Source organism: Caulobacter sp. DWR2-3-1b2, assembly GCF_049896345.1.
Classification (GTDB): Bacteria; Pseudomonadota; Alphaproteobacteria; order Caulobacterales; family Caulobacteraceae; genus Caulobacter.
Map to the genome: position 1 here is coordinate 219,772 of NZ_JAFCUC010000004.1, position 20,206 is coordinate 239,977.

21 protein-coding genes, 2 tRNA genes and 2 pseudogenes are annotated in these 20,206 nt (G+C 66.9%); 15 read left to right on the plus strand and 10 right to left on the minus strand.

Annotated elements, in window-relative coordinates; all coding sequences use genetic code 11:
• Positions 1-129 precede the first annotated feature (129 nt).
• Positions 130-993, plus strand: a complete 864-nt coding sequence (locus ACP694_RS12895; protein ID WP_426012953.1) for a sensor histidine kinase — start codon at positions 130-132, stop codon at positions 991-993.
• A gap of 42 nt (positions 994-1,035) precedes the next feature.
• A complete protein-coding gene (locus ACP694_RS12900) occupies positions 1,036-1,458 on the plus strand; it encodes a SufE family protein (RefSeq protein WP_426012954.1) in 423 nt (140 codons plus the stop codon).
• A gap of 26 nt (positions 1,459-1,484) precedes the next feature.
• Here ACP694_RS12900 and ACP694_RS12905 read toward each other — a convergent pair whose 3' ends face one another.
• Positions 1,485-1,646 carry a hypothetical protein gene (locus ACP694_RS12905; protein WP_426012956.1) on the minus strand — a complete coding sequence of 54 codons (162 nt, stop codon included), beginning with the start codon at positions 1,644-1,646 and terminating at the stop codon, positions 1,485-1,487.
• Positions 1,647-1,740: 94 nt separating this feature from the next.
• Here ACP694_RS12905 and ACP694_RS12910 point away from each other — a divergent pair, with 94 nt between their 5' ends.
• The 3 genes from ACP694_RS12910 (at position 1,741) to ACP694_RS12920 (ending at position 3,594) form a co-directional block, all read left to right on the plus strand.
• Positions 1,741-2,682 carry a rhodanese-related sulfurtransferase gene (locus ACP694_RS12910; protein ID WP_426012958.1) on the plus strand — a complete coding sequence of 314 codons (942 nt, stop codon included), beginning with the start codon at positions 1,741-1,743 and terminating at the stop codon, positions 2,680-2,682.
• Between the two features lie 65 nt (positions 2,683-2,747).
• The gene (locus tag ACP694_RS12915) at positions 2,748-3,074 is read left to right on the plus strand and encodes a hypothetical protein (RefSeq protein ID WP_426012960.1); all 327 of its coding nucleotides are present in this window, start codon (positions 2,748-2,750) and stop codon (positions 3,072-3,074) included.
• Between the two features lie 67 nt (positions 3,075-3,141).
• On the plus strand, positions 3,142-3,594 hold the full coding sequence (locus ACP694_RS12920) for a PA2169 family four-helix-bundle protein (RefSeq protein ID WP_426012962.1): 453 nt from the start codon (positions 3,142-3,144) through the stop codon (positions 3,592-3,594).
• Positions 3,595-3,792: 198 nt separating this feature from the next.
• Here the strand turns inward: ACP694_RS12920 and ACP694_RS12925 are convergent, their stop codons facing one another.
• The 3 genes and pseudogenes from ACP694_RS12925 to ACP694_RS12935 form a co-directional block, all read right to left on the minus strand.
• Positions 3,793-4,503, minus strand: a complete 711-nt coding sequence (locus tag ACP694_RS12925; protein WP_426012964.1) for a DUF6456 domain-containing protein — start codon at positions 4,501-4,503, stop codon at positions 3,793-3,795.
• On the minus strand, positions 4,500-4,889 hold the full coding sequence (locus tag ACP694_RS12930) for a helix-turn-helix domain-containing protein (RefSeq protein WP_426012965.1): 390 nt from the start codon (positions 4,887-4,889) through the stop codon (positions 4,500-4,502). The genes ACP694_RS12925 and ACP694_RS12930 overlap by 4 nt, the downstream gene beginning before the upstream one ends.
• Positions 4,890-5,030: 141 nt before the next feature.
• A pseudogene (locus tag ACP694_RS12935) lies at positions 5,031-5,934 on the minus strand (sugar kinase).
• Positions 5,935-5,986: 52 nt separating this feature from the next.
• On the opposite strand from ACP694_RS12935, the gene ACP694_RS12940 reads away from it, so the two are divergent.
• Positions 5,987-6,568, plus strand: a complete 582-nt coding sequence (locus ACP694_RS12940; RefSeq protein ID WP_426012967.1) for a hypothetical protein — start codon at positions 5,987-5,989, stop codon at positions 6,566-6,568.
• Here the strand turns inward: ACP694_RS12940 and ACP694_RS12945 are convergent.
• From ACP694_RS12945 to ACP694_RS12960, 4 genes are all read right to left on the minus strand, one after another.
• Complete coding sequence (locus ACP694_RS12945) at positions 6,495-8,252, minus strand: DUF885 domain-containing protein (protein WP_426012968.1); 1,758 nt, start codon at positions 8,250-8,252, stop codon at positions 6,495-6,497. The two genes, ACP694_RS12940 and ACP694_RS12945, sit on opposite strands and share 74 nt — an antisense overlap.
• A gap of 59 nt (positions 8,253-8,311) precedes the next feature.
• A complete protein-coding gene (locus tag ACP694_RS12950; protein ID WP_426012969.1) occupies positions 8,312-8,944 on the minus strand; it encodes a hypothetical protein in 633 nt (210 codons plus the stop codon).
• Between the two features lie 130 nt (positions 8,945-9,074).
• A tRNA-Gly gene (locus tag ACP694_RS12955) sits at positions 9,075-9,149 on the minus strand.
• Between the two features lie 46 nt (positions 9,150-9,195).
• A tRNA-Gly gene (locus ACP694_RS12960) sits at positions 9,196-9,270 on the minus strand.
• Positions 9,271-9,593: 323 nt separating this feature from the next.
• Here ACP694_RS12960 and ACP694_RS12965 point away from each other — a divergent pair.
• A complete protein-coding gene (locus ACP694_RS12965) occupies positions 9,594-10,454 on the plus strand; it encodes an SDR family oxidoreductase (RefSeq protein ID WP_426012972.1) in 861 nt (286 codons plus the stop codon).
• Between the two features lie 7 nt (positions 10,455-10,461).
• On the opposite strand, the gene ACP694_RS12970 is transcribed toward ACP694_RS12965, so the two are convergent.
• Positions 10,462-11,334 (minus strand): alpha/beta fold hydrolase, encoded by an 873-nt coding sequence (locus ACP694_RS12970; RefSeq protein ID WP_426012974.1) that lies wholly within the window; start codon positions 11,332-11,334, stop codon positions 10,462-10,464.
• Between the two features lie 57 nt (positions 11,335-11,391).
• On the opposite strand from ACP694_RS12970, the gene ACP694_RS12975 reads away from it, so the two are divergent.
• Both ACP694_RS12975 and ACP694_RS12980 read left to right on the plus strand, forming a co-directional pair.
• Positions 11,392-12,558 carry a glycosyltransferase family 4 protein gene (locus tag ACP694_RS12975; RefSeq protein ID WP_426012975.1) on the plus strand — a complete coding sequence of 389 codons (1,167 nt, stop codon included), beginning with the start codon at positions 11,392-11,394 and terminating at the stop codon, positions 12,556-12,558.
• Positions 12,555-13,529 carry a glycosyltransferase family 9 protein gene (locus tag ACP694_RS12980; protein WP_426012976.1) on the plus strand — a complete coding sequence of 325 codons (975 nt, stop codon included), beginning with the start codon at positions 12,555-12,557 and terminating at the stop codon, positions 13,527-13,529. Before ACP694_RS12975 ends, ACP694_RS12980 begins: the two co-directional genes overlap by 4 nt.
• Positions 13,530-13,630: 101 nt before the next feature.
• Here the strand turns inward: ACP694_RS12980 and ACP694_RS12985 are convergent, their stop codons facing one another.
• Positions 13,631-14,278 carry a YitT family protein gene (locus ACP694_RS12985; protein WP_426012977.1) on the minus strand — a complete coding sequence of 216 codons (648 nt, stop codon included), beginning with the start codon at positions 14,276-14,278 and terminating at the stop codon, positions 13,631-13,633.
• A gap of 268 nt (positions 14,279-14,546) precedes the next feature.
• Between ACP694_RS12985 and infC the strand changes: the two genes are divergently transcribed.
• The 6 genes and pseudogenes from infC (at position 14,547) to rplT (ending at position 20,146) form a co-directional block, all read left to right on the plus strand.
• Positions 14,547-15,068, plus strand: a complete 522-nt coding sequence (gene infC, locus ACP694_RS12990; protein ID WP_426012979.1) for a translation initiation factor IF-3 — start codon at positions 14,547-14,549, stop codon at positions 15,066-15,068.
• A 180-nt stretch (positions 15,069-15,248) separates the two neighbouring features.
• A complete protein-coding gene (locus ACP694_RS12995; RefSeq protein ID WP_426013265.1) occupies positions 15,249-17,156 on the plus strand; it encodes an alpha/beta fold hydrolase in 1,908 nt (635 codons plus the stop codon).
• Positions 17,157-17,255: 99 nt separating this feature from the next.
• Positions 17,256-17,429 (plus strand): annotated as a pseudogene (locus ACP694_RS13000) (MFS transporter); the annotation flags it as partial.
• 57 nt (positions 17,430-17,486) lie between these two features.
• Positions 17,487-19,412 (plus strand): alpha/beta hydrolase family protein, encoded by a 1,926-nt coding sequence (locus tag ACP694_RS13005; RefSeq protein ID WP_426012981.1) that lies wholly within the window; start codon positions 17,487-17,489, stop codon positions 19,410-19,412.
• A gap of 158 nt (positions 19,413-19,570) precedes the next feature.
• Entirely contained in the window at positions 19,571-19,771 is a 201-nt protein-coding gene (gene rpmI, locus ACP694_RS13010) for a 50S ribosomal protein L35 (protein WP_012285249.1), read from the plus strand.
• Positions 19,772-19,786: 15 nt separating this feature from the next.
• Positions 19,787-20,146 (plus strand): 50S ribosomal protein L20, encoded by a 360-nt coding sequence (rplT, locus tag ACP694_RS13015; RefSeq protein ID WP_426012983.1) that lies wholly within the window; start codon positions 19,787-19,789, stop codon positions 20,144-20,146.
• The last annotated feature ends 60 nt before the right edge of the window (positions 20,147-20,206 follow it).

The following is a 20,206-nucleotide window of genomic DNA, read 5'->3' on the forward strand; positions in this document are numbered from 1 at the left end:
TGCCCCAAGGCCGCACAATCGACGCGCGATCGTTAGCGCCCGAGCTTCCTGTGGACGGAAACGGATTCGTAAGCGCCTTGGTTCAAAGGTGGTCGCTCGCGTTACGGACAGAAGGTCCGGGAGTTCCTGATGCCGCCACCGGCCATCACCGATGCGTCGCCCCATGCCGAACCGCCTCGCGAGAGCGTAGGCGCCGACATGGGACCGATGTCTCAGACCGCGACATTCCGTCGCGCGGCGGCGCGCGCGCGTCGAAAACAGGCTCTCGACGACCAGAAGCGCTCATTCCTGCGCATGGTCAGCCACGAACTCCGGACCCCGCTGAACGCCGTGATCGGCTTCTCCGAAATCCTGTCCTGCGAACTCTACGGCCCCCTGGGGGCGCCCCAATACAAGGAATACGCCACCCTGGTGCATGAGAGCGGCCTGAAGCTGCTCAAGCTGGTCAATCAGATCGTCGAGATCGCTCGGCTGGAAGGCCATGTCACCGACCTGGACCTGGGGTCCGAGGACCTGGACGAGGCGGTCGAGGACGTGGTCCTGCAATTGCGGGCGGAAGCTGCGGCCAAGGGCGTCAGCATCGTCGCGCCGGAGGTCGGCGTCCTGCCCAGCCTGCGCGCCGACGGCCGAGGCCTGCGCACCATCCTGTGCAATCTTTTGCAGAACGCCATCATTCACTCGCCGCAGGGCGGGCTGATCGTCATCGAGGCGCGACGGATCGAAGAGGCGATGGTGGAGATCGAGATCCGCGACCACGGCGAAGGCGTGGATCCCGCCGATCTAAACCGCCTCGTCCGGCCTTTCGAGCAAGGTGGCAGCACGCTGACGCGGTGTTCCGAAGGCGCTGGCCTGGGGCTGCCGATCGTCGATCTGCTGACCCGGGCCATGGACGGCGGACTGCGGCTGAAATCAGCGCCCGGCCAAGGCTTCACGGCGATCGTCACCCTGCCGGAAGTTCAAGCCCGGACCGCAACGGGGCGCGGACGGCTGTAAACGGGCTTCCCCTTTGGGCGGCGGCGCACTAAGTCCCGCGCCATGCAACGCCCGATCGACGCCGCCCTCGGCGAACTCGCCGACGAATTCGAAGTCCTTGGCGACTGGGAAGAACGCTATCGCTATGTGATCGAGTTGGGCAAGGACCTGGCTCCGCTCAGCGAGGCCGAGCATTCCGAGGCCAACAAGGTGCGCGGTTGCGCCAGCCAGGTGTGGCTGGTCACCCAGCCCCAGGCCGATGGCACGGTGGTGTTTCGCGGGGACAGCGACGCGCACATCGTCAGCGGCTTGATCGCGATCGTGCTGCGGCTCTATTCGGGCCAACCCGCCAAGGACATCGTGGCGTTCGACGCGGCGGCCGCCATGGCGCGGCTCGGCTTGTCGGAGGCGTTGTCTTCGCAGCGGTCCAACGGCCTCAAGTCGATGGTGGCGCGGATTCAGCGCGACGCCGGGGCGCTGAGCTGAATCCTGCCGACCGCATCGGTCGAGATTTAGAAGAAGCCCGCCCGGGTTCCAATGAACCAGATCGCGATGACGATCAGCACCAGCTGCAGCAGCCAGTTGACCGGCGAGGGAATGGGGCTGCGTTGGACCGCATAGAGCGCTAGGCCAAGCAGAACGAGGGCGACGACGATGATGATCAGGATGCTCATGACGGCTAAACCGCGCTACCTGAACATTAGTTCCAGTCACGCTTGAGAACCTGTCACGCTTGAGAAGAAAGGCGTCACGGCCTATGGCCAGCCGATGAGCTTCCGCGTCGCCGCCCTCTATCGTTTCACCACCTTCGAGGACCCGGCCGCGATCCAGGGACCGCTGGCCGCCCTGTGCTGCGGCCTGGGCATAAAGGGGACCCTGTTGCTGGCTCGCGAAGGGATCAACGGCACCATCGCCGGCCCGCCGGAAGCGATCGACCAGGTGCTGGGCCACATCCGCGGCTTGCCCGGTTGCGGCACGCTTGAGCTAAAGTTCGCCGACGCGGACGCCATGCCCTTCCACCGCATGAAGGTGCGGATCAAGCGCGAGATCGTCACCCTTGGGGCGGGAGAGCTGGACCCCGCCAATCAGACCGGCGCCTATGTCGAGCCCGCCGACTGGAACGCCCTGATCGCCCAGGAAGACGTGGTGGTGATCGACACGCGCAACGCCTATGAGGCCGCCATCGGCACGTTCGAGGGCGCGATCGATCCCCGAACCTCCAGCTTCAGCGACTTCCCCGCCTGGTTCCGCGCCTTCCGCGAGACCTGGGATCCGACCGCGCCGCCGCCCAAGGTGGCGATGTTCTGCACCGGAGGCATCCGCTGCGAGAAGTCCACGGCCTTCCTGAAGAGCGAGGGCGTGCCGGAGGTCTTCCACCTGAAGGGCGGTATCCTCAACTATCTGGAGACCACGCCCGCCGACGAGAGCCTGTGGCGCGGCGAATGTTTCGTGTTCGACGAGCGGGTGGCGGTCGGCCATGGGCTGACGCCCGGCACGCACGGCCTGTGCCGGGGCTGCCGACGGCCGCTGGGGCCGGAGGATCGCGCGTCACCGCTTTATGTCGAAGGCGTCGCCTGCCCCGCTTGCCACGACGAACGCGACGAAGACGCCAAGGCCCGCTACGCCGAACGCCACCGCCAGGCGGCCCGGGCGCGGCAGCTGGGCATCGCCCATGTGGGGGCGGTGATGCCGCCGCGTGAAACGGACTGAACGGTCGGGATCATCGCCGCGTCGTCCGCGTTATCGAGGCTCACCCTTTTTGACGGAGCCTCCCCATGGCCGCCTATGACGCCTCCTACGGAAAGCCCGCCGCCTCGTCGGGCCTCTTTTCCAGCCTTAGCGACAAGCTCTCCGGCCTGTTCGGCTCGAAGGCCGCCCCGGCCTTCTCGACCGACCCCAACGCGCCGGCCCCGCCGGTCGATTACGCCCTGACGCCGGACGCCCAAGGCAAGATCACCCTGGCTGGCTACAAGGTGCCCGTGGCCTTGGCCGTGGTCGGCGCCGTCGCGGTCGGCGCCCTGCTGATCAACCGCCGCACCCGGGCCCCGGCTATCGCCGCAGCGGCCACCGCCTGGAGCTTCCTCGGCAAGAAGGCCGTCTAAGCCGCCGCTTCGAACCTTTCGGCCGAGCCCCGCGTTAGGCTGGTCACCATTCCAAGGAGAGCCTCTCATGGCCCATACCAACGAAGACCACATCAAGCTCGTCAACGGCCTGGTGGAAACCACCATAGACAGCGCCGACGGCTATGAAGAAGCCGCCAAGGACGCCGACGGCGCCCGCTTCAAGGACCTGTTCACCCAGCGCGCCCAGGAGCGTCGCTCGGTGGCCTCCGACCTGCAGAACGAAGTCCGCCGCCTGGGCGGCGAAGCCAAGGACGACGGCACCATCCTGGCCGCCGCCCACCGCGCCTTCGTCAACCTGAAGGAGAGCCTGACCAAGGGCGACGAAGCCGTGGTCAACGAGGTCGAGGCCGGCGAGGACCACATCAAGCACAAGTTCGAAAAAGCCCTGGCCGACACCGACGTTGACACCCAGACCCGAGCCGCCATCGAAAAGGCCTGGACCTCGGTCAAGTCCGGCCACGACCAGATGCGCGACCTCAAGAAGTCGCTGCAGCACTAGGGCATTTCCCGACCTGGCTGCGTCAGGCCGTGAGCTCTAATCTTCTGTTTTAACGCACTTTTCTTCAGGCGAACCGGAACCACTTCCGCTCGAAAAATGCTCTAGCGTCTAGTCGGGGGACACACACTCATCCCACGCCCTCTGCCCTGTCGGCACGGGCAGGAGGTTGAGCGTTTGTCCCCCTTTCGCCCGCGCTAATCACGCCATCCGGTAGTGGCTCGCCAGTCGCTGCAGCGCCAATTTCAGGATCGTCTTGCCCGACCGCCTGGGCAGGCCCAACTCACGTTCCGCCGCCTGAAGCGCGGTCTCGGCCAGGCACACCCGCTCCAGCATCTCCCGCAGTCCCGGACCCACCGCCGCCAGGGCCGCAGCGATCCGGTCCTTGGCCGCCCGCGCCCGCAACGCCGGCTCAAGGCGTTGGCCGCCACCTGCGGAACGTGGCTGGGCGTCCCAGTTCATGGTCAGACGGCCCAGCGTGCCGGCTTTTTGGAAGTCCTCGCGCAGCCGCTCGCCCGCCGCCATCTCGACGGGCTCGATGCCGCCGCGTCGGGCCAGCCAGGCCAAGGGGGACTCGCCCAGATTGGCCTTCAACACCACGTGGGCGCTGCTGCCCTCGATCACCACCCGCTCACCCTCGATGACACCAGGACGGCCGGGGGGCGGCAAGGCCGGGCCCTGGAGCGGGGCCAACCGCCAACCGCCCTCGCGCCGGACAATCAGGCCCCACTCACGCGCCAGAGCCCGAAAGGCGGCCTCGTCCATGGCCAGCATCGCCCGCTGGCGCGGTCCGAAGCGTACGGCATAGCCCAGGCCCTTCACCTCCAGCAGCGCGCCGGGCCGCTGCAGCAGCCGCGCCGCCCGGGCGGCCAGGCGCTCGGCCTCCAGTTCACGCTCGAAGACACCGCTCATCGCCGCGCGCCCTGGTGACAGGTGAGGTCGGGGATGGTGTCGGGCGCCTGTTTCACGCAGGCGTCCAAGGCGTTCATCTGGGCGTCAAAGGCGGCGTTCTCGCGCATGTCTTCGATGCGGTGGCAAGCGTGGCCGCAGGTGGTGCGGTCGCGGTTGAAGGCCAGGGCCACGCGCAGCAGCGGCCAGTTGAAATTGACGTGGGCCAGATAGATGGCGATCTGCCGCGCGCGGGCCGCCGCCTTGCTGGTGCGGCCGACCGAGGCGATCTCGGACGGCGACACCCCGGTGGCCAGGGCCACGGTATGGGTGACGAAGGCCGCGGCCAATCGGTCGCGACGCGGGTCGGGCGTGATCGCCCACAGGTCTTCGAGCGCTTGAGCAATCATGTACCACCCCCAGTGGTCGACGCCCCAATGACGCCGTCTGACCATCAGCCTAGGCCGATATTCCGGGGTAGAGGATAACTTTCCTATTACGCGCGTCTAGTAGGAATATAAACCTTTGATTGTACTCAGATGGGAGCCCCTCTATCCCCGCGTCCAAACGGGCATCGACGCTTTCGGAAGGATCGCGCCCTTGCAGCCGACGACCGCCGCGGCCAGCTCATGGCCGCGAATCACCGCCGATTCGATGGCCAGTCCGGCCAGGCGCGAGTGCAGGTAGGCGGCGTTGAAACTGTCGCCCGCCCCGGTGGTGTCCAGCGCCTTGACCCGCTGCTGCGCGGGCGTGGCGATGCGGCCTTCGGGGGTGTGGACATTAATCGCGTGGCTCTCGTCGCGCGCCACCACCTCGGCGCCAGTGGCGGCCCATTCGGCGGCCAGGTCCTCGGCCTCGCGGCCATAGGGCGGGCGGCTGTCCTCGCTGCTCAGCGAGATGTAGCGGCAGGACGGTACGACGCCATCGAGCGCCTCGCGAGCCGCCTCTGAAGTGGCCCACAAGGCGGGCCGGTAGTTGAAGTCGAGGGCCGCCGCCACGCCCAGCGAGTGGACATAGGCCAGAATATCCTTCAGCCGCGCCCGACCGATGTCGCCGATCACCGCCAGGGTGACGTCGGACAGATAGACCAGGTCGCTGGCCTTGGCCGCGGCGATCAGCTGGTCGGCGGTATGCTGCGAGAACAGGTCGCGGATTGGGGCCCGCTCGCGCCACTAGTGGAACTTCCGCTCGCCGTTGTCGTCCAACACGATGACGTAAAGGCCCGGCAGGCGGTTCTCGGCCTCGCGCACCAGCCGGGTGTCCAGCCCCTCGCGCCGCATGGCCGCAAGGGCGCCCTCGCTGAAGGGGTCGTCTTGGCCAAAGCGCCGTGCAGTAGGCGACCAAGTCGCCCAGCCGGGCCAGGTAGACGGCGGTGTTGAAGGTGTCGCCGGCATAACTCATCCGATGCAGACCCTCGCCCTCCGGCGACAGCTCGACCATGCATTGGCCCTGCATCAATTCTGCAAGTCTATCGCCTTAGGTCAGCCAACCTGAAGGGCCGCGCTCGATGAACGTCATTCGCACGATCGGTGAAGCCTTGACCCTTGGCGCCCGAGCGATCGTCATGGTCTGCGCGGCCGGCCTGCTGGCGAGTTGCGACGAGGTGGCGATGTCAGACGCCGACCGCGCCTTCGACGCCGCCTTCACTACAGCCTTGGCGCGACATCAGCCGATTGATCTGGCTCGCCTCGAAACGGGCGACTGGTTTCAGGTCTGCGCGATCGGCGAGGACAGACCGGCGTCGATGTTGCCGGGCCAACGACCCCGTCCGGGAGAAGCGGCGTTCGACACCCTGATCGACCCGGCCTTCTTGCCCGCGGGTCAGGCCGACGGCGGCGCCCTGGCCTATACTCATCCGGACGGGGTGGAGGTTCGTCCGCTATCGGGCCTGGCGATCAACATGGGGGCGTCGATCAATCGCTGCGTCCCGCGCAAGGCTGCTGTCTTGGTCGACTCGCCTGACACCGGCTGGCGGTTTCGAGATTATCCGACATCAACCGACTGGACGGCGGGCACTAGCCCTTCTTCCGCTCCAGAATCCACGCGTCCACCTTGGCCTCCAGCACCGCCAGCGGCAGCGAGCCGTTGAGCAGCACCGCGTCATGGAAGGCCCGCTCGTCGAACTTGTCCCCCAGCGCGGCCTCGGCGCGGTGGCGCAGTTCGAGGATCTTCAACTCGCCCACCTTGTAGGCCAGGGCCTGGCCCGGCCAGGAGATGTAGCGGGCCACCTCGACGTCGATATTGACCGGCGACAGGGCGGTGTTTTCGACGAAACAGACCTTGGCCTGGTCGACCGTCCAGTGCTTGGCGTGGAGGCCCGTGTCGGCCACCAGCCGGCAGGCCCGCCACATCTCGTAGGACAGCCGGCCAAACAGTTCATAGGGGTCGCGATAGAGCCCCATCTCCTCGCCGAGCCATTCCGAGTAAAGGCCCCAGCCCTCGCCATAGGCGTTGAAATAGACGGTCTTGCGAAAGTCCGGGACGCCGGTCTGTTCCTGGGCCAGCGAGGTCTGGATGTGATGGCCTGGCGCGCCCTCGTGCAGCACCAGGGCTGGCAACTCATAGAGGCCGCGCTGGTCGAGCGCCGAGGTGTTGATCATCAGGCCGCCGGCCCGGCCGGTCTTGGGGTCGCCGCCGAAATAGCGGCCGGTGGTGTAGCCCTGCTCGATGCTGGCCGGCACGGGGCGCACGCCATAGGTCAGGCGTGGCAGGGTCCCGAAATGGGCCGGAAGCTGGTCGTCGGCCCGCTTGGCGATCTCGCTGGCCTTTTCCAGTAGCTGCTGGCGGCTGGTGGCGTAGAAGCGCGGGTCCTTGCGCAGAAAGGCGATGAAGGCGGGCAGGTCGCCCGTGAAGCCCGCCTGCCGCATCACCGTCTGCATACGGCCCCGGATGCGCGCCACCTCCGACAGGCCCAGGGCGTGGACCTCGTCGGGCGTCATGGTCGTGGTGGTATGGCGGCGCACCAGGAAGGCATAGTAGCGCGCGCCGTCGGGCAGGTCGGTGGCGGCCAGGCTCTTGGCGGCGTACGGCAGATATTCGGTCTCCAGGAAGGTCACGAATCCCGCGCGGGCCGGCGCCACCTTGTCGGCCAGCACCTCGGACCCCTCGGCCAGCAGGGCGGCTCGGCGATCGGCGGGGATGGACGCGGGCAGGTCGCGCAGCGGGGCCAGCAGCGGCTCGTCGACCAGCGGCGTGGCGGCCGTTCGGCGGGCGCGGTCCAGCACGGCCCGCGCGGTCGGGACGGCTTGGACAAAGCCCGTGCTGATCCCGCGCCGGGCGTTGGTGATATTGGCCGCGTACCAGTCGGGCGTGGCGGCCAGCAGGCCGATCCACTGGCGCGCCTCGGCCTCGCTCTTCAGGTGCATGCCGTTGGCGCGGTACAGCAGGGTCACGTCGAAGCCGCCGTCGGTGTTGAACGGCATCCGCGCCTCGTCGAACGACAGGCCCTCCAGCCGCTCGTCGAGACTCCATTTGAGGATGGCGTGGGTCAGGCGCTGGTCGGGGGTCAGGCCGGCCAGGTCGACGCCGTCCAGGGCCTGGCGGGCGGCCGTCAGCTGAGCCTTACGCGTGGCGTCGGCGGCCGGTCCTACTGGCGGAAACTTGAAGCGCGAAGCCTCGTCGGCCCCGCCCTCCCCGTCGTCCTCGCCCGCTCCGGCGGCCTCATAGGCCTTGACGGCCTGATCCAGCCGGTCGGCGGCGCTGGGCGTCGCGGCGGCCGCCGCGCCATTCAGGGCGAGGGTCAAGGCCAGACCTACAAGGACGCACTTGAACATTGGAAGTTCCCCGCTAAAGCCTCGCGGTTAGAGCAGGAATCGCGGCGCCGCCCAAACGGCTAGAACGTCGTCTTGCAGCCTTGCTTGGCGTGGACGCCGCGCAGGAAGCCGCGACGGGCGAAGCCGGCGTCGAGGGCGGCGTTCATGCGGCGCTCGGCGGGGGCGGCGCCCGAGACCTCGCGCACCAGGCCGCGGAAGGGGATGATGGCGTTGACCACGGTCTTGCCGCCCGCCTCGGCCAGACGGCCGACGCGGTTTTCCTTGTACTCGTTGCCGACGTTGTAGTCGGGGCCGAGTTCGCCGTTCAGGCTGGCGATCTCGGCGGCCAGCGCCTTGCAGGTTTTCAGGCCCTTGATGTTGTAAGGGTCGCTGGCGGCCTTGGCCAGGATCGGCGGTACGTCGCGCTTCATCACGCCGACGTCGCGAGCCGGCTGGGTGCCGATCTCCAGGGTCTTCTTGCGCGCGCCGTCTTTCCAGCTTTCGTTGGTCTCGTCGGCGGGTTTCTTCTGCACCACCTTGGCGGGGACCTTGCCCGGATCCCTGCTCGGATCCTCCGGCTGGATCTGGCGCTCGGCTGCGGTCTCCTGGATCTTGGCTCTTGCCTGGGCGTGCGCCTGGCCAGCCAGCATAAGCGCCGCCGCAGCAACCGTCATAGAGGCCAGGCGAGCGCGTCCAAGGTTCATTCGAGTCATGTGCCGTTCCTACACCTTCACCGGCCCGACGCAGGTGAACGCCGTTTATAAACGGCTAGCTTCACAGTGGGTTCCGCAGCGCACCCAAGGCCCACCGGATGCGTCACGCTTCAAATTCTGGGGAGGAAATTGGAGCGGGCGAAGAGATTCGAACTCTCGACCCCAACCTTGGCAAGGTTGTGCTCTACCACTGAGCTACGCCCGCATCCGGGATCTTCTGGGTCTCGTTCCACGCTCCGAAAACCGGAGAATGGAGCGGGCGAAGAGATTCGAACTCTCGACCCCAACCTTGGCAAGGTTGTGCTCTACCACTGAGCTACGCCCGCATCGGCGAGGGCTGAAACAGCGCCCCGCGACGAGGAGGCGGCTTATGGCAGAGCGCCCCGCGGTTGGCAAGCGGTCTGAGGGAGGGTTGCGGCGCATGATGGTGGACATTGCAAACTCCTCCCCCTTTGGGGCAGGCGGCCGAAGGCCGGTGGGGGGAGTATTGGGGTCGTCGATCTTGTTCGTGGCCCGCGTCCAATCACTCCCCGCTCCGTCGGCTGCGCCGACACCTCCCCCACAGAGGCCCCAAAGGGGGAGCAACTGGGGTTGCGCCGAGGCTCGTTTTGCCCGTTCATTCGCCCCCTCATTTTCAGGAACTTAGCGTTTGCGTCTGTTCGTGTTCGGATTGGGTTATGTCGGCCTGGCCTTCTGCAAGGCCCTGGTCGCGAAGGGCTGGAGCGTCGTCGGGACGACGCGGGGCGCTGACCGCGCCGTGTCGCTGCGCGCCCTTGGGATCGAGACCATCGACGCCAACGACCGCGCCGCGATGACCGCCGCCCTGACCGGCGTCAACGCCGTGCTGATTACCGCTCCCCCCACGGCCGAGGGCTGCCCCGGCCTGGAGGCGGTGATCCCCGCCCTGGCCGCGGCCCAGGCCTTTCCCGACTGGATCGGCTATCTGTCGACCACCGGGGTCTATGGCGACTTCGAGGGCCGCTGGGTGTTCGAAAGCAGCCCGCTGAAGGCCCAGTCGGTCGAGGGCGCCCGCCGGGTCGGCGCCGAGCGCGACTGGCAGGAGGTGGGGCGCGGCATGGGCCTGACCGTGACCACCTTCCGGCTGCCCGGCATCTACGGCCCTGGCCGCAGCGCGCTGGACCGCCTGCGGGCCGGCGAGGGCCGGCGTATAGTCAAGGCTGGCCAGGTGTTCAGCCGCATCCATCTGGACGACATCGTCACCGGCCTGCTGGCCTCGCTGGACCGGCCCAGGGCGGGCGGCGTCTATAATCTGTGCGACGACGAACCGGCCCCGCCGCAGGATGTCATGGAACACGCCGCCGGCCTGCTGGGCGTGGCCGTGCCGCCGGACCTGCCGTTCAACGAACTGGGCCTGTCGCCCGCCACCCGCCGCTTCTACGCCGAGAACAAGCGCGTCTCGAACGCCCTGGCCAAGGCCGAGCTGGGCTGGCGGCCGAGATATCCGACCTATCGAGAGGGGCTGGCGGCGATTTTGGCGGGCGGGGGCTAGGGTCGCCCTACTCCTCCTCGGCGCTCGCCCACGGCGCCGGCGCCAGGGCCTCCAGGTTCGGCGCACCGCGGATGCGGGCGGCTCGGGCGAGGCGGCGGGAGACCAGGTCGCCTTCGCCTTCCGTCGCGATCCGTGACCGCGCCTCGGCCACGGCCGCCACCAGCCGCTCCAGGTCCTGGGGCCGCGACAGCCGATGATCGCCGTCCTTGATCAGGGTGAAGACCACGTCGCTTGAGGTCAGGCTGTTGGCCAGTTCCAGGGCGTGGGTCCAGGGCACATCCGGATCGGCACCGCCTTGCAAAACGCGCACGGGGACGTCGATCGGCACGGCGCCTTGCAGGATCGACCAGCGCGCGCCGTCTTCCAGGAGTTCGCGGGTTATCGGATAGCCGCCGTCCTCGTAGTCGGAAGGCCGGGTCCAGAAGCCGTCGCGGGCGATGGCCGTCTTGGCCTCGGCGGAAAGTTCGGGTTCCATCAGCTTTTCGGTGAAGTCCGGAGCCGGGGCGATCAGCACCATGGCCTTGACACGCTCGGGCCGGGCGATGGCCGCCAGACACGCGATCCAGCCGCCCATCGACGAGCCCACCAGCACCAGCGGGCCCGTCGTCAGGTCGTCGATCACTGACAGGGCGTCCTCGCGCCAGCGGCTGATGGTGCCCTCGGCGAAATCGCCGTCCGATGCGCCGTGGCCGAAATAGTCGAAGCGTACGAAGCCGCCGCCGGTGGCCTGGGCCTGGTCAGCCAGAACCTGCGCCTTGGTCCCCGTCATGTCCGAGTGGAAGCCGCCCAACCAGACCACGGTCGGGCCATCGCCGATAACCTTGTGATAGGCCAACCTGAAATTGTCGTCTCGGGCGTGGTATTCAACGGAATCGGTCATGGCGCGGCCTTGTTCATTTCGATAACTACGACCCCGTAACCCTCGCCAGAGCAACGCGTGTCCATTCTCCCCGATGATTTCACGCTTCTGCAAGTGACCCCCGAGCTTGAAACGGGCGGCGCCGAGCAGACGACGATCGACGTGGCCCACGGCGTGATCGCCCAGGGCGGCAAGGCGTTGGTCGCCACCAAGGGCGGACGGATGGCCGCGCGCCTTGAGGCCGATGGTGGTCGCCTGGCCCAGATGCCGGCCCAGACCAAGAACCCGCTGATCATGCTGGGCAACGCCGCCCGCTTGGTCGACCTGATCCGCCGTGAAAAGGTCAGCCTGGTCCACGCCCGCTCGCGCGCTCCGGCCTTCAGCGCCCTGTGGGCGGCCTACGCGACGAAGGTGCCGTTCATCGCGACCTATCACGGAGTCTACAACGCCAAGTCCAGCCTCAAGCGCTGGTACAACGCGGTGATGACCAAGGGCGACCTGGTGATCGCCAATTCCGAATATACCCGCGCCCACGTCATCGCCGAGCACGGCATTTTGCCCGACAAGGTGGTGGCGATCCCGCGCGGCGTCGACCTGACCCGGTTTGAGCCCGGCCTGGTCTCGGCCGAGCGGGTCGACGCGCTGCGCAAGGCCTGGGGCGTATCGTCCGAGGATCGCCGCCTGAAGGTGGTGCTGGCCGGCCGGCTGACCCGCTGGAAGGGCCAGGCCCTGGCCATCGAAGCCCTGGCCAAGCTCAAGGCCGTCGGCGAGCTGCGCATCCTGCTGCTGCTGGTCGGCGACGACCAGGGCCGCAAGGCCTATCGGGCCGAGCTGGAACACATGATCGCCCAGGCGGGCCTGCAGGACAGCGTCAAGCTGTGCGGCCATTGTGACGACATGCCGGCCGCCTATCTGGTCGCCGACCTGGCCATCGCGCCCTCGCTGGAGCCCGAGGCCTTCGGCCGCACGGCGGTCGAGCCGCAGGTGATGGGCAAGCCGGTGATGGCCGCCGATCATGGGGCGGCGCGCGAGACCGTGCTGAACGGCGACACCGGCTGGCTGGTCAAGCCGGGCGACCCGGAAGCCTGGGCCGAGGCCCTGTCCAACGCTTGCGAGGCGGGCGCGGCGCGACGTCAGATCATGGGCATGGCGGCCCGGGCCCGCGCCCGTAAATTGTATTCTGTTGACGCGATGGTCGAAGCAACGCTCAAGGTCTACGCGCGCGTTCTGGAGACGAAGAGTTGAGCAAGGAAGTCAAGAAGGTCCTGGTCATCAAGCTGGGCGCCCTCGGCGATTTCGTACTGGCCCTGGCGGCGATGAAGAAGATTCGCGAGGCCCATCCGCGCGCCAAGATCACCTTGCTCACCACCCCGCCCTTCGAAGCCCTGGCCAGGCTGTCGCCCTATTTCAACACCATCGAGACCGACGGGCGGCCCGGCGATTTCGGCGACCTGACAGCCATGCTCGGCCGGATGCGCAAGGCGCGCTACGACAGGGTCTATGACCTGCAGACCAACAGCCGCAGCAACTGGTACTTTCAGGCCCTGCGGCCTTTTCCGCCACAGTGGTCGGGCATCGCCACGGGCTGCGCCCTGCCCCAGCGCGGCAAGGCCCGCGACCACATGCACACCCTGGAGCGGCAGGCCGACCAGCTGAAGCAAGCTGGCATCTGGCCCGACGCCCCCACCGAGCCCGGCAGCGCCCCGCCGCCGGACCTGACCTGGATTCTGCGCCGCACCAAGGAGCCCCGCGGCCCAGTGGCTGGCGCGACGGCGGCCAAGCCCTATGTGCTACTGGTGCCGGGCGGCTCGGCCCATCGGCCCGAGAAGCGCTGGCCGGTCGAGAGCTATGCGCAGCTCGCGGCGCTGCTGAAGGCGCGGGGGCTGGATATCGTCATCATCGGCGGCCCGCAGGAAAGCGCCATGGCCCGCCAGATCCAAAAGGCGGTCGGCCAGGCCCGCGACCTGACCGGCCGCACCGACTTCGCCCAACTGGCCGTGCTGGGCGCCAAGGCGGCCCTGGCGATCGGCAACGACACCGGCCCCACCCACCTGCTGGCCGCCGCCGGCGCCCCGACCATCGCCCTGTTCTCCGACGCCTCCGATCCCGAACTGTGCGGCCCGCGCGGCCATGTGGCGGTAATCCGCTCGCCGGACCTCAAGGCCCTGCCCGTCAGCACCGTGGCCAGCGCCGCGATCTCGCTGCTACCGCACTGAGGACCGGGCGGGGACATGCACTTGTGCGTGTCCCCGGGTCTTGGCGTCATGCCTCCGAGTGGGGACACGCACAAGTGAATGTCCCCAGCTCAGTTCCGATCTCAATACCCCTCGTACCGCCCAGGCTTGTGATTGGCGATGATCACCACGCTGAGCGCGACAGCCGACAGGATGGACAGCAGCAGCCTGTCCCACGAGATCACCGCGAAGGCCGCGACCACGATCACGCAGTCCGACGCCATCTGCACCTTGCCGGCGCTGATCCCGCGTTTCTCGTAGAGCCACAGGGCCAGCACGCCGATGCCGCCGACGCTGGACTTGTGCCGCGCCAGGGCCAGGATCCCCATGCCGATGATCGTGCCGCCGAAGATCGCGGCGAACAACGGGTCGACGCCGGTGATCTTCAGCCAGTGCGGCATGGCCCAGGCCAGGCCCATCAGCAGCAGGTTGGTGACCAGGGTCTTGCCCGTGAACACCCAGCCCAGGGTGCGCTGGGCCAGAACATAGAACGGAATGTTGATCAGGAAGAACAGCACCCCGACCGGCCAGTGGGTTAGGTACGAGATGATCAGCGCCACCCCCGCCAGCCCGCCGGTCGACAGGCCCGCGGCCTTCAGCAGGGTCAGGCCCACGGCAATGAAACTGGAGCCGATCAGCAGGGCGTGGACGTCCTCGATCGGCGTATGGCGCGCGGCTGAAGCGGGCGCGGAGGCGGAGGCGACGGGGGCCGCCACGGGGGAGATGGTCATCGGGACTGAACGGATCACGGCTGGAAATGAAGGCCAGCCCGACCGAACGCCTCGCTCCCCTACCCGTTCCTGACACGACAAGGCCCAAAAAGCGGGGCCTTGGACGCGCGGCGCCTTGATAGCGCGGGACTCCTTCGTCATATATCACTAGGCGAACGCGGCGTCCCCAGGGCGCCGCGCGAACCTATTCAACGCCATAGCGCTACGTTCATGCTATCGTGGTGCAAACGCCCTTAAACAACACCGGAGCCGCCCTATTCGCCGTCCTATGCAAACGCCGCCCGTCAAGGATGGTCCGCGTATCAACGAAGACATTCGGGTCCCCCGCGTCCTGCTGATCGACCACAATGGCGAGAAGCAAGGCGAGATGCCGATTTCCGCCGCGCTCGAAGCGGCCGAGGAGGCTGGCCTGGACCTGGTCGAGATCGTTCCCAACGCGAACCCTCCCGTCTGCAAAATCCTGGACTATGGCAAGTTTAAGTTCCAGGAGCAGAAGAAGAAGAACGAGGCCCGCAAGCGGCAGAAGATCGTCGAGCTCAAGGAAATCAAGCTTCGCCCCAACATCGACATTCACGACTATGACGTGAAGGCCAAGTCGATGAGCCGGTTCTTCGAGGAAGGCGACAAGGTCAAGGTGACCCTGCGTTTCCGCGGCCGTGAAATGGCCCACCCCGAGCTGGGCATGAAGCTGCTGCTGAAGGTCAAGGCCGACTTCGACGAGATCGCCAAGGTCGAGTACGAGCCGCGCATGGAAGGCCGCCAGATGATCATGATCCTGGCCCCGCGCTAGGACCAGGCTTTCAGGCCCATTCCGCAAAACGCCCCGGCCCATCGGCCGGGGCGTTTTTCCTTGCCCAGCCGCCCGCAACCGCACCTTGCAAACAAGCGCGACAATGGGCAGGTTGCCCCCGGTATCGGGGAGTCCTAAGTGTTGAAACGCTTTCTGGCCGTCGTTTCGGCCTGCGTCTCCATGGCGAGCACCTTGGCGGGCGTCGCCCAGGCCGAGGTGACGCCTCTGTCGGTCTATGGCGGCCTGCCCAACCTGGAACAGGTGGAGATTTCGCCTGACGGCAAGCTCCTGGCGATCGCGGTGACCGATGGCGAGAAGCGGATGCTGGTCGTCCGTGAGGCGGCCGAGGGCGGCAAACTGCTCAGCGCCATGAACTTCGGAAACACCAAGTTGCGCGCCGTGCAGTGGGCGGGGCAAGAGCACGTGCTGATCACCACCTCAAGCACCGCCGAGGTCTTTGGTCTGAGCGGGCCCAAGCGCGAATATCTGATGGGCTTCGACTTCAACCTGGTCACCAAGAAGCAGACCCTGCTGCTGAAAAACCAGGAAGGCGCGATGAACGTCATTCTGGAAACGCCCGACGTGCGGTTCATCGACGGCGTACCCCAAGCCTTCGTCGAGGGCGTGCATTTCAACGACAATCGCGGTTGGAACACCCTCTACCGGGTTAATCTGAAGACCGGCGTCACCAAGATGCTGGACAGCGGCGGCAGCGAAAACACCGACGACTGGCTGGTTTCCCCTGCGGGTCAGCCGCTGGCCCAGTCGATCTATGACGAAAAACAGGGCGCCTGGAGCCTGAAGGTCAAGGGCGACGGCGGCTGGACCACGGTCGAGAAGACCGTCTCGAAGATGGGCTCCTTTGGCGTTAAAGGCATGGGGCGCGACGGGCGCAGCGTGCTGGTCTGGGCCTATGACGAGGACACCGACAAGACCCTGCTGCGCGAATACGCCTCAGACGGCGGCCACGTCGACGTGCCGGGCAGCGGCGACTACGACAGCCCGATCCCCGCGCCCGACGGCTCGCGCCTGCTGGGTGGCTACAGCCTGGTCGGCGACGAGCGCCGCTATACCTTCTTCGACACCAAGACCCAGGCCAACTGGAGCGCCGTGCGCAAGGCCTTTCCCGGCGACCAGGTCTCGCTGGAATCCTGGTCGGATGACCGGCGCAAGGTGGTGGTCAAGGTCGACTCGCCTACCCTGGGCCCGGCCTACGCGCTGGTGGATCTGGACGCCAAGAGCGCCCGCTGGCTGGGCGACATCTACAGCAAGCTGACGCCCGACGGCGTCTCCGAGGTTCGCCCGGTCAAGTACAAGGCCGCCGATGGCCTGGAGATCACCGGCTATCTGACCCTGCCGCGCGGCAAGGAGCCCAAGAACCTGCCGCTGTTGGTGCTGCCGCACGGCGGCCCCGCGTGGCGCGATATGCCGGGCTTCGACTGGTGGTCCCAGGCCCTGGCCTCGCGCGGCTATGCGGTGCTGCAGCCCAATTTCCGCGGTTCGGACGGCTTTGGCCAGGCCTTCCTCGAAAAGGGCTACGGCCAGTGGGGCAAGACCATGCAGACCGACCTCTCGGACGGCGTACGCTATCTGGCCACGCAGGGGACAATCGACCCCAAGCGCGTCTGCATCGTCGGCGCCAGCTATGGCGGCTACGCGGCCCTGGCCGGCGCAACGCTGGATCGCGGCGTCTATCGCTGCGCGTCGTCGGTCGCCGGCCTCTCGGACCTCAAGCGGTTCGTGGTCGACGGCAGCAAGCGTTTCGAGACGGGCAATAACTCGGCTCAGCGCTACTGGCTGCGGTTCATGGGCGCCGATGGCCTCAAGGACCCCGACCTGGCCCTGATCTCGCCGGCCAAGATGGCCGACAAGATCGAGATCCCGCTGCAGCTGATCCACGGCAAGGACGACACCACCGTTCCCTATGTCCAGAGCACCCTGATGGTCGACGCCCTGAAGAAGGCGGGCAAGCCGGTCGAACTGGTCACGCTCGACGGCGAGGATCACTTTCTATCCAGAGGCGCGACGCGACTGCAGATGCTGACCGCGATGGTGGCCTTCCTGGAGAAGAACAACCCGCCGAACTGACCGGCCAAAGACGCCCGGTGAAATTTCGGACAGCGGTCGCCAGGGCGCGTGATCTGGCGTAAACCGCGCGGCCCGATGTCCACGCTCTCAACCCCCGCCCTGCTGGGCCTGAACATGGCCGCCGGCTCGCTGGCCCGGATGAGCGGACCCATGCTGGCCGGCCCCTTGTTTGGCCTGGCCATCGGCGGGCCCTACTGGTTCGGCGCCGCGCTGATGATCCCGGCCATCGCCTTCGCCCTGACGATCGAGCACAGGGCCAAGGCGGCGGCATAGGCTGGACAGCTCTACCTTGGCCGGGTTACCCCAGACGGGTAGAGTTCGGGGGTTTTCATGTTGAAGTTGTTCGCGGGCGCCACCTTGGCCGCGTTGGTCGGAATTGGCGCGGCGGTGGCGTCGCCGATCGACGCCTATGGCCGCCTGCCGGCTATGAGCGACGTCTCGATCTCGGCGAATGGCGCCGACATCGCCTACATCGCCAATGAGGGCGGCGCCGCCACCGTCGTCGCCATGGGGCTGGACGGCACGGTGTTGCAATCGGCCAATCTAGGCCCGCGCAAGGTGAGGGCGGTGAGCTGGGTCGACGGCACTCATGTCATGATTCAGGTCTCGACAACCGTCGGTATCGCCAACATCGCCTATGTCGGCGAATGGTATCAGGCGCTGAGCCTGAACGTGAAGACCGGCGCGATGGTGCAACTGCCCAGCGGTTCGGAACAATCGGTCCTCAACGTGATGATGGACACGCCGCATGGCGGCACGTTGGAAGGCAAACCTGTGATCTGGGCCAGCCTCTACGCTAAGGAGGCGCAGAGCTGGCAGGACGACGGCCATTTGGATTTCTACCGCATGGACCCGGAAACGGGCATGGCGCGCAAGCAACAGATGGGCGACGCGGAGACCAAGGAATTCCTGGCCAAGTCCGACGGGACAGTCCTGGCGCGGGTCAAGTATCGCGCCAAGGACGGCGCCTGGCGGCTCGAACTGCGTCATGGCGGCTGGGAACAGGCCTATAGCGAAATCGCGCCCATTGATCAGCCCGACCTCGTGGGTCGGTCGCTGGACGAGAAGTCGGTTATCCTCACCCTCTGGGACGAGAAGAACGACCGGTGGCGCCTGGCGCCGTTCGCGTTGGCGGATGGCAAACAGGGCGAGTTTTTCGGCCCCGACAAACCGTTCGGCACGATCACCGACGAAGAGCGTCGACTGGTGGGTCTGTCCTATACGGACGTCTACACCGAATATGACTTCTTCGAGCCGCGCCTGAAGGCGATCTGGCCCCAGGTGCGTCAGGTGTTCGCCGGACGCCAAGTGAGCCTGACCTCCAACACGCCCGACTACGCCAAGCTGATCGTCTATGTGGAGGGTACTGGAGAGCCGGGCGGCTACTATCTCGTCGATCTGGGCGCTAAGAAGGTGAAGCGGATCGGCGCGGCCTATCCCGCCTTGACCAGCGCCGACATCGCGACGGTGAAGGCTATCAAGTACAAGGCCGCCGATGGCCTGGAGATCAGCGGCTACCTGACCTTGCCCAACGGTAGGGCGCCCAAAGGCCTGCCGCTGATCGTCATGCCGCACGGCGGGCCGCAGTCGCGCGACACCGCCGGGTTCGACTGGTGGGCCCAGGCCCTGGCCTCGCGTGGCTACGCCGTGTTGCAGGCCAACTTCCGCGGCTCGTCAGGGTACGGTCACGCCTTTATCGAGGCCGCCTATGGCGAGTGGGGCGCCAAGATGCAAACCGACCTGTCGGACGGCGTACGCTACCTCGCGCAACAGGGCGTCGTGGATCCCAAGCGGGTCTGCATCGCCGGCGCGAGCTATGGTGGCTACGCGGCCCTGGCCGGCATCACCCTGGACAAGGGTGTCTATCGCTGCGCCGTCGCCGTGGCCGGAGTTTCGGACATGGCCCAGATGCTCGCCAAGGAGAGCAGCCAGAGCGGCCCCGACAGCACCGCCGTGCGCTACTGGAAACGTTATATGGGCGTCGAGCGGTCGTCGGACCCCAAGCTCCGGGAACGCTCCCCCGTCAATTTCGCCGACAAGGCCGACGGCCCTGTGCTGCTGATCCACGGCAAGGATGACACGGTCGTCTATTACGATCAGAGCGTAGCCATGCGCCGCGCCTTGGAAAAGGCCAAGAAGCCTGTCGAGTTCGTGACCCTCAAGGCGGAGGACCACTGGCTCTCGCGCGAGGGCACCCGCCAGCAGATGCTGTCGGAAACCGTCGCCTTCCTCGAAAAGCACAATCCGCCGAACTGACCGACAGCGCGACGGGCCGAGGGGCGGAGACGGCTCTTGCCTTCGCCGCCCCTTTCCCGTACTAACCCCGCCTTTCCGGAACCGCCTGGCTAATGGCATGCCATGGCGGTTCGTCATGCTTCTCTAGAGGACGGGGCGGTTAAACGCTCCGACGCGAAATGCCTAAGTTGAAGACCAAGTCGGGCGCCAAGAAGCGCTTCAAGATCACGGCCACGGGCCTGCTGAAAGCCGGCGTCGCCGGCAAGCGTCACCGTCTGATCGGCCACAACGGCAAGTACATCCGCCAAAACCGCGGAACGAAGGTCATGAGTGCTTCGGACACCAAGACCATCCGTTCGTACATGCCCTACGGCCTTTAAGAGGAGCGCTGAGATATGGCTCGCGTCAAACGGGGCGTCACCGCCCACGCCAAGCACAAGAAGGTTCTTGAACAGGCCAAGGGTTTCTACGGCCGTCGCAAGAACACCATCCGTATCGCCAAGCAGGCCGTCGACAAGGCCGGGCAGTACGCCTATCGCGACCGCAAGGTGCGCAAGCGCGCCTTCCGTTCGCTGTGGATCCAACGCATCAACGCCGGCGCCCGCGTCGAGGGCTTTACCTACTCGCAATTTATCCACGGCCTGGACGTGGCGGGTATCGTGATCGACCGCAAGGTCCTCTCGGATATCGCAGGTCAAGACCCGGCTGCGTTCAAGGCCATTGCCGACAAGGTCCGCACCGCCCTGGCCGCCTAAGGTCTGTTTTCGGGTCCGCCCGATCGCGATCTGGAAAAGCCCTCCGGTGTGAGCCGGGGG